This window comes from Aeromicrobium changchenzhani (genome assembly GCF_057586615.1).
The window spans coordinates 1,922,189-1,932,949 of the sequence record NZ_CM172480.1; the positions used below are offsets into that span (position 1 = coordinate 1,922,189).

Annotated in this window: 12 protein-coding genes and 1 pseudogene; 6 read left to right on the forward strand and 7 right to left on the reverse strand. The window is 61.8% G+C overall.

Features of this window, described 5'->3' with window-relative positions; all coding sequences use genetic code 11:
• The first annotated feature begins 70 nt into the window (after positions 1 to 70).
• Together AC2YB9_RS09760 and AC2YB9_RS09765 are read left to right on the forward strand one after the other, a co-directional pair.
• Positions 71 to 1,072 carry a M28 family metallopeptidase gene (locus tag AC2YB9_RS09760; RefSeq protein WP_487265155.1) on the forward strand — a complete coding sequence of 334 codons (1,002 nt, stop codon included), beginning with the start codon at positions 71 to 73 and terminating at the stop codon, positions 1,070 to 1,072.
• A gap of 349 nt (positions 1,073 to 1,421) precedes the next feature.
• Positions 1,422 to 2,567: an MFS transporter gene (locus tag AC2YB9_RS09765; protein WP_487265156.1), complete on the forward strand. Its 1,146-nt coding sequence runs from the start codon at positions 1,422 to 1,424 to the stop codon at positions 2,565 to 2,567.
• A gap of 158 nt (positions 2,568 to 2,725) precedes the next feature.
• On the opposite strand, the gene AC2YB9_RS09770 is transcribed toward AC2YB9_RS09765, so the two are convergent.
• Both AC2YB9_RS09770 and AC2YB9_RS09775 read right to left on the reverse strand, forming a co-directional pair.
• Positions 2,726 to 2,959 carry a VOC family protein gene (locus AC2YB9_RS09770; protein ID WP_487268663.1) on the reverse strand — a complete coding sequence of 78 codons (234 nt, stop codon included), beginning with the start codon at positions 2,957 to 2,959 and terminating at the stop codon, positions 2,726 to 2,728.
• Between the two features lie 69 nt (positions 2,960 to 3,028).
• Positions 3,029 to 3,843: pseudogene (locus tag AC2YB9_RS09775) on the reverse strand (methyltransferase); the annotation flags it as partial.
• Between the two features lie 214 nt (positions 3,844 to 4,057).
• Between AC2YB9_RS09775 and AC2YB9_RS09780 the strand changes: the two are divergent.
• Entirely contained in the window at positions 4,058 to 5,611 is a 1,554-nt protein-coding gene (locus tag AC2YB9_RS09780; protein ID WP_487265157.1) for a M28 family metallopeptidase, read from the forward strand.
• A gap of 58 nt (positions 5,612 to 5,669) precedes the next feature.
• Here the strand turns inward: AC2YB9_RS09780 and AC2YB9_RS09785 are convergent, their stop codons facing one another.
• Entirely contained in the window at positions 5,670 to 7,028 is a 1,359-nt protein-coding gene (locus tag AC2YB9_RS09785) for a DUF222 domain-containing protein (RefSeq protein ID WP_487265158.1), read from the reverse strand.
• 127 nt (positions 7,029 to 7,155) lie between these two features.
• On the opposite strand from AC2YB9_RS09785, the gene AC2YB9_RS09790 reads away from it, so the two are divergent.
• Both AC2YB9_RS09790 and AC2YB9_RS09795 read left to right on the forward strand, forming a co-directional pair.
• Positions 7,156 to 7,452 carry a putative quinol monooxygenase gene (locus AC2YB9_RS09790; RefSeq protein ID WP_487265159.1) on the forward strand — a complete coding sequence of 99 codons (297 nt, stop codon included), beginning with the start codon at positions 7,156 to 7,158 and terminating at the stop codon, positions 7,450 to 7,452.
• 60 nt (positions 7,453 to 7,512) lie between these two features.
• Positions 7,513 to 7,869 (forward strand): DUF1801 domain-containing protein, encoded by a 357-nt coding sequence (locus AC2YB9_RS09795; protein WP_487265160.1) that lies wholly within the window; start codon positions 7,513 to 7,515, stop codon positions 7,867 to 7,869.
• 16 nt (positions 7,870 to 7,885) lie between these two features.
• Here AC2YB9_RS09795 and AC2YB9_RS09800 read toward each other — a convergent pair whose 3' ends face one another.
• The 4 genes from AC2YB9_RS09800 to AC2YB9_RS09815 form a co-directional block, all read right to left on the reverse strand.
• Entirely contained in the window at positions 7,886 to 8,506 is a 621-nt protein-coding gene (locus AC2YB9_RS09800) for an L-threonylcarbamoyladenylate synthase (protein ID WP_487265161.1), read from the reverse strand.
• 9 nt (positions 8,507 to 8,515) lie between these two features.
• Positions 8,516 to 8,992, reverse strand: a complete 477-nt coding sequence (locus AC2YB9_RS09805) for an SRPBCC family protein (RefSeq protein WP_487265162.1) — start codon at positions 8,990 to 8,992, stop codon at positions 8,516 to 8,518.
• An 86-nt stretch (positions 8,993 to 9,078) separates the two neighbouring features.
• A complete protein-coding gene (locus AC2YB9_RS09810) occupies positions 9,079 to 9,465 on the reverse strand; it encodes a hypothetical protein (RefSeq protein ID WP_487265163.1) in 387 nt (128 codons plus the stop codon).
• Entirely contained in the window at positions 9,458 to 9,823 is a 366-nt protein-coding gene (locus AC2YB9_RS09815) for a hypothetical protein (RefSeq protein WP_487265164.1), read from the reverse strand. Before AC2YB9_RS09815 ends, AC2YB9_RS09810 begins: the two co-directional genes overlap by 8 nt.
• Before the next feature lie 156 nt (positions 9,824 to 9,979).
• Here AC2YB9_RS09815 and AC2YB9_RS09820 point away from each other — a divergent pair, with 156 nt between their 5' ends.
• Positions 9,980 to 10,750 (forward strand): alpha/beta fold hydrolase, encoded by a 771-nt coding sequence (locus AC2YB9_RS09820; protein ID WP_487265165.1) that lies wholly within the window; start codon positions 9,980 to 9,982, stop codon positions 10,748 to 10,750.
• Positions 10,751 to 10,761 lie beyond the last annotated feature (11 nt).

Here is a 10,761-nt window from a genome sequence, read left to right on the forward strand (position 1 = left end):
GGCCTCGCGGATCACACGTCCCGCGAGGCCACGGCTTTTCTGTCACAGCTCATCTCCAGAGAGGTACATCATGAAGATCCGCAGAGCCGCAGCAGCGGCACTCGCAACCGCCACGATCACCGCACTGGGCGGGCCAGCGTTCGCGCAGCCCGCGGGCGGAACCCAGCCCCTGATACCGAAACCGATCGCCGCGACGGCGCCCCTGGCCGAAGCGCCAGATATCGACATCGCGGAGGTCCAGAAGCACCTCTCCGCGCTCGAGGCGATCGCGAACGAGAACGACGGCAACCGCTCGACCGGCTCCAGCGGCTACCGTGCCTCCGTCGACTACGTGACCCAGCAACTCAAGGCCACTGGCTACACCGTCAAGGAGCAGCCGTTCGACACGCGATACGGCGAGTCCTACAATCTGACCGCTGAGCTGCCCGGCACCGATCCTAATCATGTCCTGATGCTCGGCGGCCACCTCGACAGCGTCGACGAAGGTCCTGGCATCAATGACAACGGCACAGGGTCGGCGGCGGAGATCGCGACGGCGCTGGCATTCGCTGAGGCCAACCCCGATCCAAGCATCACGGTCCGCTTCGCGTGGTGGGGTGCCGAGGAGCAGGGACTACTCGGTTCGAGCCACTACGTCGAGAACCTCGATCAGGCCGAGCTCGACAAGGTCGACGCCTACCTCAACTTCGACATGATCGGCTCGCCCAACGGCGGCTATTTCGTGTATGACGGTCAGACCGAGATGGAGGGCCAGTTCGACGAGTTTCTCGCCGGCCGAGGCTTCACGACCGAGAAGACATCAGCGGGGGGACGCAGCGATCATGCGGCGTTCGAGGATGCTGGCATACCGATCGGCGGACTGTTCACCGGCGCGGAGGGGATCAAGTCGTCAGCGCAGGCTAAGGCCTGGGGCGGAACGGCCAATGAGCCCTTTGACCCGTGCTACCACGCGTCGTGCGACGCATCCGAGAACGTCGATACGACACTCCTCGACAATATGACCGACGCGATGTCGTTCGTGTTGTGGTCGCAAACAGCTCCGGCAGCAGCCGCACTCCAACCGGCTGCCTAGCCGGATCCTGTGCGGGTCACTTTTGGGTGGCGTTTGTCTCTGGTGGGTCGGCGCGCATCAGCACGCCGGACCCGCCGTCAAAGGGCTCGCCGAGGTAGCTGGCCGTGCGACCAGATCCATGACATTCGCAGGCGGGTCAACTCCGCGCCGATACCGCCGCGGCGCCAATCCGAGTCCACGCTCAGGTCAGGCAGCCCGGGATCGGACGCGAACGATCTTTCGTCATACGGTGGGGTCACCCCATCATTGTCCCCCGCGCTCGCGCACCCTGATTCTCTGAACCGCCGAGAATGACCGGAGGATGGCCTCCCCCTTCGGTCGTACCGGGGCACGTGCGAAGCTGCGCTGTGTGACTTGGAGCGCAGACCGACGGCTTGCGGTACTGCTGTTCGCGGTGGCCACCGGGACCAATGTCCCCACTCCCCTGCTCTTGGTCTACCGCGAGCGACTCTCGATGACCGATGCGTCTCTGACCGCGATCTTCGGCGTCTACGCCCTCGGTCTGATGCTCGCGCTCGGGATCGCAGGTCGGGCCGCCGACCAGTTCGGACGCCGCCGGATCGTCTTACCGGGAGCGGTCTGCGCGGCTTTCGTCTCGCTGCTGTTCATCTTCGCCGCCGACAGCGAAGCCCTCCTATACCTCGCCAGATTCCTTCAGGGGGCGGCGTCGGGAACGGTCTTCAGTGTTGGCAGCGCCTGGCTGATGGAGACCGCCTCTCGACGCGGGAACCACTCCGGTGCTCGCACGGCCGCGGTAGCTATGACGGCGGGCTTCGCCATCGGACCGGTTTATGCAGGCCTGATCGGCCAGTGGGGACCGTGGTCTCTGGTTCTCCCCTACCTGCTGCACATGGCCACCATGCTGGTGGCACTTCTGGCCTCCTGGTCGGTGGGCGAATCTCTGATCCGGCAATCCACGACGCCCGAGACCCCTCCCGCCGGAGCGCTCCGCCCCGGAGCGTGGCGAAGCGCACTATTCGTCGTCGCGCCGCTCGCGGTCTGCGTGTACGCCTTCCCTGCGAGCACGATCGCTGCGGTCCCGGTACTCGTCGGCTTCCCTGTCGTGCCTGTGGCGCTGACCGGGCTGATGGCCGGGCTCACCCTGGGCGCAGGGGCGCTGGCAGCGCCATTTCAGGGTCGCCTCGGGACCCGTGCCGCGCCGGTCGCTGCCGCCTGCGGGATGGTCGGCTTCGCTGGTACTGCTCTCGCGGCCGCAGTACCTGCGATCCTGCTGCTCGTCATACCGGCCTCCGTCGTGCTCGGAGCCGGCGGCGGTCTCGCGCTCGCCAGCGGGATCTCGCGGCTGCCCGCGCTGGCCAGCAAGGGGCGGTTGGGCACCGTATCTGCCGGCTTCTACGTCGCCGCCTACGTGGGCTTCGGACTCCCATTGTTGATCACCGCGCTTTCCGAGCGGGTCTCGGTCGCTCCGGTACTGGCGGTCTTGGCCGGGCTGTGCGGAGTGCTCGCCATCCAGCAGAAACGGGCCCGGTTATGACATCAGCTGCTGCCCGTAGCTCCGGCCACACTATTCGCAACGCTCGCACTCATTCACAGTTTGCCGCGGGAAAGCAACTGGCGGCGCGCCTCGGTAATTGCTATGGCGCGGGTGGGATGGGTGGCGGGGATTGCCGTGTTGCTAGTCGCGGCCCTTGGTCAAGCGGCATGGGTTCCCCAAGAGCAGATCAAAACAAATGACGGCACAATCCCGAATGCCACATGGTGCACACCATCGGATGGCTCCCCCGGGATCAACGTCAACCGGCTCGACCCGGCGTGTACCACCACACGGCCCTTGTCCGGCTCGACCGAAGAACCCAAGATGTTGCGATAAAACTCGATGGAACGAAGGAGATTTTCCACCCTGAGCGTTACGCCGAGAATCTTCATCACTGCACCTTCGCGGCCGCCACACAGCACAAGCATCCGCAGATTCATTTCCGCAAAGCCAGATCGGTCACCGGACTCGTCGCCGCTGTCCTCGATGATGACGACCCGACCGCGATCACTCGCGGCCGCTCTGCATCGTAAGAGGATTGCTCCGGCATCCATATCGTTCCAGTCGTGCAGCACGCTGTTGAGCACATACACATCACCACCGGTTGGCAATGCATCGAAGAAACCCCTCCCATGAATTCGCAGCGGGCATCCACCCCACTCGCGACAAGTCGCTCCCGGCCGCGCTCGACGGTGTCCGGCAGATCCACCAGCGGGGCGCGAAGTTCGGGGTAGCTCTGGAGAATCGTGGCCAGCAGTGCACAATTGCCTCCACCGACATCCACCACATGTTTGGCAGCGGACCAGTCGTAACCGCCCGCGTCGTCCGCAATGTACTCGGCACCGGCCGCCATAGTTGCGTCGAATGAGGCACTCATCTGCGGATTAGCCGCAAGGTATTGCCAAAGTGGAGCATCAAAGACGGTTTGCCAGGCCGGCTGTCCAGTACGAAGAGTATGCAGCACGCCGGTAAAGGCGAGGTCCATCTGCCCGCCAGATCCATCGAGATCCAACGAAACCTGCATCCCACCTGGATGGTCCGAGCGCAATAGAGTCGACAACTCATTGAGTCCGAATACCCCTGGGCGCGGCGCGGTGAATACGCCATGCGCGACTAAATGATCAAGTAGTCGCTCCAGCGCATAAGGGTCGCAACCCGAGCGCCGAGCCAGGTCTTCGACCGGGACGGGTCCGTCTGTCATAAGGTCGGCGACCCTGACAGTTGCCGCCGCCCGAACTGACATCGGAGTGACGAGATCAATCACCGGCGCCAACATTTCCCAAGCTGATGGGCCCGCTTTTCGTCGGATGGATCTTCAGATTGGCCTGTCATTTTCGCTCCCAACGCTTACGTGGACCTGTCCGCTACTTGACATACCGAAGGGTCCCATGTTGTGTGATGTACGTCTCAACCCGTACTGCTATCGCCGTACGGCGGGATACCGAGTCTGGCGGGAGATCCTCGTCATTCACATCAGGGGGAAAAATAGAATGCGACAAACCACACTACGAAAAGCAATGATTGGTGGGGTTGCGATTATCGTGACCGCCGCAATGGCCGGCCCAGCCGTCGCCGCGAAATCAGGTCCGGACGACGTCAACACCAAGAAACTGCGAAACGCCGTCACGGTCAATGGCATTTTGCAGCACGAACGACAACTTCAGCGCATCGCCAATCAGAATGAAGGCACTCGCGCGTCGGGCACGCCAGGTTATAAGGCCTCGGTAAAGTACGTGTCTAAGGCACTTCGCAAGGCCGGCTACAAGGTCAAGGTCCAGGAGTTCACCTTCGCGTTCTCACGTGATCTGGCACCCGCAGAGTTCACTGAGGTGTCCCCCACGGCCAAGGACTTCGAGACCGGTTCGTATTCGTATTCGGGCAGTGGCGATATCACCGGCCAGATCGTTCCGACCAACGACGTCGTGATTCCAGCAGCGCCTGATCCGAGTAGCACCTCCGGTTGTGAAGCCTCGGATTTCCCCACCGCACCCTCGGCATCAGCAATTGCCTTGATCCAGCGCGGCACCTGTGATTTCGCCACCAAGGCCGACAACGCAGCGGCCGCAGGCTATGGGGCAGCAATCATTTTCAATGAGGGCAACCCTGGCCGTACAGACTTGTCAGTGGGCACGCTGGGTGCCCCGAAATCCATCCCGGTCATCGGCCTCAGTTACGACGATGCGGTTGCGTTGTATGAGGAGAGCCAGAGCGGACCGGTCACCGCTCGCGTGTTCACGTCGACCGAATCCGATCTCAACCGCAAGACCTACAACGTGATCGCCGATTCACCACAGGGCAAGAAGAAGGGTGAAACGGTAGTCGTCGGCGCGCACCTCGATTCGGTTGCCGAAGGAGCTGGCATCAACGACAACGGAAGCGGTACTGCCGCGGTCCTAGAGATCGCTGAACAGATGGCAGCCAAGAAATACAACAAGAAGCTCCAACGTCAAGTGCGGTTCGCGTTTTGGGGTGCTGAAGAGGCAGGGCTGCTGGGCGCCGAGCACTACGTTGACAACCTCAACACCAAACAGCTGAACAAGATCTACGCCAATCTGAATTTCGACATGATCGGCTCGCCCAACTACGTCCGGTTCGTCTATGACGGTGATGGTTCAGATACGCCCGATGCGGGCCCAGCCGGTTCCGCGGAGATCGAGAAGGTATTCACCGATTACTTCACCAGCCGGAAATTGGCGACGGCGCCGACTGCCTTCGATGGTCGCTCTGATTACGGACCGTTCATCGAAGTCGGCATCCCATCCGGCGGACTCTTCAGCGGCGCCGAAGGAGTCAAAACCGATGCCGAGGCTGCTGTGTTCGGCGGTACTGCCGGCGAGCCTTATGACGCCTGCTACCACGCTGCTTGCGACACCATGAGCAATCTGAGCACGAAGGCGCTCAATGAACTCGGTGATGGTGCAGCTCACGCGGTCCTGACCATGGCGATGTCGAAGCGCGGCCTCTACCCTGATGCCAGCCTCGCCAAGATTGCGCCGAAGCGGGTCTCCAGCGATCTGCAGAAGGGACACACGCCGATCAAGTAACGCTGATCAACAGGCCGGCGGCCGGGGGTGCACTGCTCCCCCGGCCGCCGGTTTGATTTCAGGCAGCTTGTTCCCACATTCGCCGGATCGCTTGCTGCTCGAGCTGATCGGCCGGCAGCTCATCTGGAGCATCGTTCAAGCAGAAGTACTGGTCCTCGACAGGATCGTCGGACGGGAACCCGAAGGGGTTGTCCCACGTCGCGCTCGGCAGCGGATCTGCCTGATGGGTGTAGCGGTGCCCGGTTCTGGTCGTCCATTCGAACGCCCCGGGCTCGGTTTGTCGAAGTCGAAGGTTGCCGTCGGTCTTCTGCTGATGCACCCGCCGGTCCAAGACACCCAGATTGCTTCCCGTGGTCGGCCCATGCTTGGCACACCGACGGTGACCGCAATGCGCAATCGTATGGTCGACGTCACAACGCGCGGCTGGCACCGAACTGGTCGGGAAAACGCTTGTCCCATCCCGCATCCGGATGGCGAAACCAAGTTTGGCTGAGGCGAAACGCCCCACTTCGGTGGCATCGAGCAGGTGACCGCGCTCGTCGGTCAGGAGCCGCCAGAAGAGTGTCCCGGGGCGGGCCGCCAGCGAACGGATCATGCCGGCTGGAATTGAATCACTGCGGTCCGCGAACTCACCGGGAAGATCACTCAACCCCACCAACGACTGGATCGGAACGATCACACCGATCGTCGCCGCAAACCCAGCCGTTTCAGCTCCCCCAGCCTCGCAAGAATTGCGTCCGAGCAGTATGTCGGTAAACAAGTCGGCGCGACGCTGACTCATGGTTCGTTCATCAGCCGAGCCGAGCGCCCGTGCCCGGGCATCGAGGGCATTGTCGATCGCTGCCGCGTCGGTGACCGAGATCAACGCAGTCACCTTGGCCATGCCATCAACCTCGGTCCAGCGCCATACGGCCCGGTCCTTGAATGCGCGGCGCTGCCGCTCGCGTGCTGAATCGGCTTCCGTGCGCTCCACGAACCGGTTGAGCCATGACCACAACTGCGCAGGAGTCTTGGACACCGCTGCCGCTACTGCGGCGGTATCCAGATGCGCCCGCGACTCAGCTCGCGCCAATCGATCGCCGGCCGCGTCGATGGCGAATGCCGTCCGGGCAGTGATCTCGCCCCGCAACCATGCGCTCCATACCTCGGGCATACGCGCTCGAATGCTCCGCACCGCGGCCGCCTGGGTCTGGACCGTTGCCACCGGCAGCATGAGTGCGAGCGAAAGCTCGAACATGGCGCCGTGCACCTCACCATCGCCAAAACGGCGTCCGCCACGGGCCTCGCCTTCGGCACGTCGAAGGTCAACGAACTCCAGCAGGTGGACGAACTTGGCCGCCTCTGCGGCATTGATCGCACGCTGACCCGCGTGGACAGCATCGATCAGCTGCGCATCGCGGGACATTTCGGTGTTCATATCTACAATCTAGCGCCGCCCACTGACACTCAATATTGCATCCGCTTCCGCCGATGTAGCCACCGAAAGGCGGAAGATCCACTTCCCGCCTACAGTGGCATTCACCCCACTCGAAAGGTCCAATCACATGAACGAATTGCGTGTAGTCGCCGAAATCGTCGCAAAGCCCGGATCGGAGGAGACCATCCGCAATGCGTTGGCCGAACTCACTGCCGCCACCCAATCCGACGAGGGCTGCATCAGTTACGAATTATTCGAGTCCGCAGCGGTGCCTGGGACTTTCTTCACCGTCGAAAGCTGGGCGGATCAAGAATCACTTGACGCCCATATGCAGAGCCCACATATTACGGCAGCTTTCGCCATCGCCGGAGATCATGTCGCGGCCGCTCCGGCGATCCATCCGCTCATGCCGGTGACCGCCTGACGGCTCGAACCAGCTCTACTGCCCGCTCCCCCACCGCTGAGCGTCGGTAGTCTCATAACCATGGCAAAGATCCGAACGATCGAAGATTACGTCGCGTCCGTGTCCGCCGATCTCATCCCGATCGGTGAGCAACTGACCACACTTCTCGATGGGGCGCTGCCCGACGCCGAGGGTGTCATCTGGCATGGCCATCCGGTGTGGATGATGGGCAGGTCTCCGGTTGCCGCATACAAGGCTTATGCCTCGCATCTCACCTTCATGATGTGGAAGGGGCAATTGTTGACTGACCGCTCTGGCCGTCTGCAGGCCGCTGGATCATCGGCAATGGCCAATCTCAAACTGCACACCGTCGACGACATCGACACCGACCTGTTCATCAATTGGCTGCATCAGGCGGCCAAACTCGAAACCACCTAAACATCCAGCAGGTCGCCTACTCGAACGGTGTGGTGTCCCCGGCGCCGCGGCGCACGATCTCGGCGACGCCGCTCGAGAAGTCGATCACGGTCGACGGTTCGGGCAACACCTCGCCCGATTCGATGACCGCTTCGATCTGATGGTCGAGCGTCTCTTTGATCTCCCACGCCTGGGTCATCGGCTCATCCTCGCCCGGCAGGATCAAGGTGCTTGACAGTAACGGCTCCCCCATTTCGGCCAGTAATGCCATGACGACTTTGTGTTTGGGGATTCGTACGCCGATCGTCTTCTTCTTGGAATGCATCAGCCGACGCGGAACTTCGCGGGTAGCGGGGAGAATGAAGGTGTAGGGGCCAGGCGTCGCTGCCTTGATTGCCCGGAAGATTGTGTTGTCAACGGTAACGAACTGGCCCAGTTGCGCAAAATCGCGACAGATCAGGGTGAAGTGATGCTTATCGTCAAGGTGACGGATCTTACGGATTCGATCGAGGCAGTCCTTGTTGCCCAACTGAGCGCCAAGTGCGAAGCCGGAGTCGGTCGGATAAGCAATCAGCCCGCCGTCGCGCAGAATCGCAGCGGCCTTGGCGATCGCGCGCGGTTGGGGATTGTCGGGATGAACATCGATGAAAGTGGCCATGGGATGAGCCTACGACTTTTGGCCGCCGGGTGAACCCATCTGGGCCACCAACCACTGGCCGAATTGCTTCTCTCCTTTGGCCATCACCAACCGGTGGGCAAATTCGAAGAGTGGCCGAAGTAGCCAAGCTGATGCGCGCATCCAGCGGCGCGAAGTCTCGACGGTCCAATCAATCGCCATGGTGCTGCCGGCGGGGCCTGCCGCAGCGATGCGCATCACGCCTTCGCCTTTCAGATCACCGTCGGCCTTGACCGTCAATGGCTCCGGCCGATCCACCTCGAGGTCATACAGCCGAAATCGGAGCGAATAGCCCAAGCCACTTGAAGCTCGCACATGTAGCGAACCATCGGAATAGCTCTCCGTATGCACTGCCGGCCACCACACCATCGGGTCATCACCAGCGACGAGTTCTTCGAGCGCATCCCACACGGTGTTCGCGTCCACCGTGAATGTCCACACCGATTTCAAGTGGTAGCGATTTTTCACATCGAATCCTTCGTGTCGCTGCCGCGAATGTAGAGGCGGACGAACTTTAATGGAGTTGGCCCTGCGACGTATGAGACCGCAGGGCCTCAGTCTTTGTCGCTGGCCGTCCGATGCAGCCACCATAAGCCGATAAAGGGAAGCACCAGCGGGATATAGACGTAGCCAGCACCAAAGCCGGACCATACGGTCTGATCGGGAAACAGGTCTGAGTCGATAAGCGCCAGCGAGCCGACCACCAAAACCCCGAGCAACTCAGTGCCAATCGTAATCAGGGCGAGCCGTTGCGCATTCCGTGCCAACGCAACTGTCGCTACGACGTAAACGATTCCCGCGAATGCCGACAACAGATAGGCCACCGGCGCCTCGTCATAACGCGTGATGAGTTGGAAGGTCGAGCGCGAAGCCGCCGCGATCGCAAAGACCGCATACACAGCGACGAGCATTCGGCCGAAGCCATGAGAGGTGTCAGACATACCGGCCCTGCCAGATCCCCAGCAACCGGATACACAGCACCCCGACGGTCAGCATCGCGACGACCACGACGCCGGTCCCCCACCGTGATTTCTCGGCGATACCCCAGACCACCGCAGCCGGCGGAATGAGCACGATCGTAACCAGATAGGACACGAACAACACCCGATCGACATCGCGACTGGTTCCCGCAAGCGCGCTCGTGCCGCCGATCAGCAGCACTACCAATGCAATTTCGAGCGCGGCCACCGCGTAGAACAGCGGATTACTGAACTGCCGGTTGAGCACCGTATGGAGACCCGCGAAAACAGCGACCCCAACGGCGGCAATCGCGATGGCATAGGCCACGGTCTCGTTCACAAGATCCCTTCGATTGTCATCGATTTGTGCTGGTCAGGTGCGCTGTCAACGTCGAAATTGTGTCATAACGGAACGCTCTTTCACTCAGCCGCCTACGTGCCCACCGTGGTGGATCCCAATTGGCAACAGTGACAGTGTCAGTGTCATAATCGCGTTATGGCCGATCCGATAGTCCTGATCAGCGCTGCGATGGCAGTCCCATCCGCGTTTTATCGTCCGCTAGTGGCGTCTTTTGAGGACCGCGGTTGGTCCGCCCGGGCAATTCCGGCCCGGGGATTTGAACGTGGCGAACCTATCGCGTCGCGGCGACATGACTGGAGCTACGGCGACGTCATCGCCGATATCGCTGACGCAGTCGGCAAGGCCCGCGCTGACGATCCGAACCGTAAGGTGATTGTGCTCGGCCACAGCCTCGGCTCCCAAGCCGGCGCGGGACACCAGATCCACTGCTCCCCCGCCGATGGCTTCGTCACGATCGGCGCCTCCGTGCCCGATTACCGCTTTTACCCCCATGGCGGGCTTCCTGTCCTCGCGCTCGGCATGTCCGTCCCCGTTGTGACACGCATATTCGGCTATTTGCCGAAGCCGATGTTCGGCGCTCCTGGCGCCCGGACGATGATGCGCGAATGGGCGAGGTTCGTACGCTCAGGAACACCCCCGTTTCCGGTGCCGCATCGGGTCAGCACGCCGAGCCTCGTTATCCAGGTTCAGGGCGATGCGTATGCAATGTCGGCCTCAAATAAACGATTCGCCGACGTCTTCATCGAACCCCATGCCATGACGCGCTGGGTCTATACGAAGGCCGCCGCACCTGTTGGTGGCATCGTCGACCACCTCATGTGGGTCAAATCCCCCGAGGTTGTCGTCGACAAGGTCGTCGACTGGTGGACCGCGGACAAAAATACTGAAGTTCGGCCCACACGTTAACGCTACGAGAC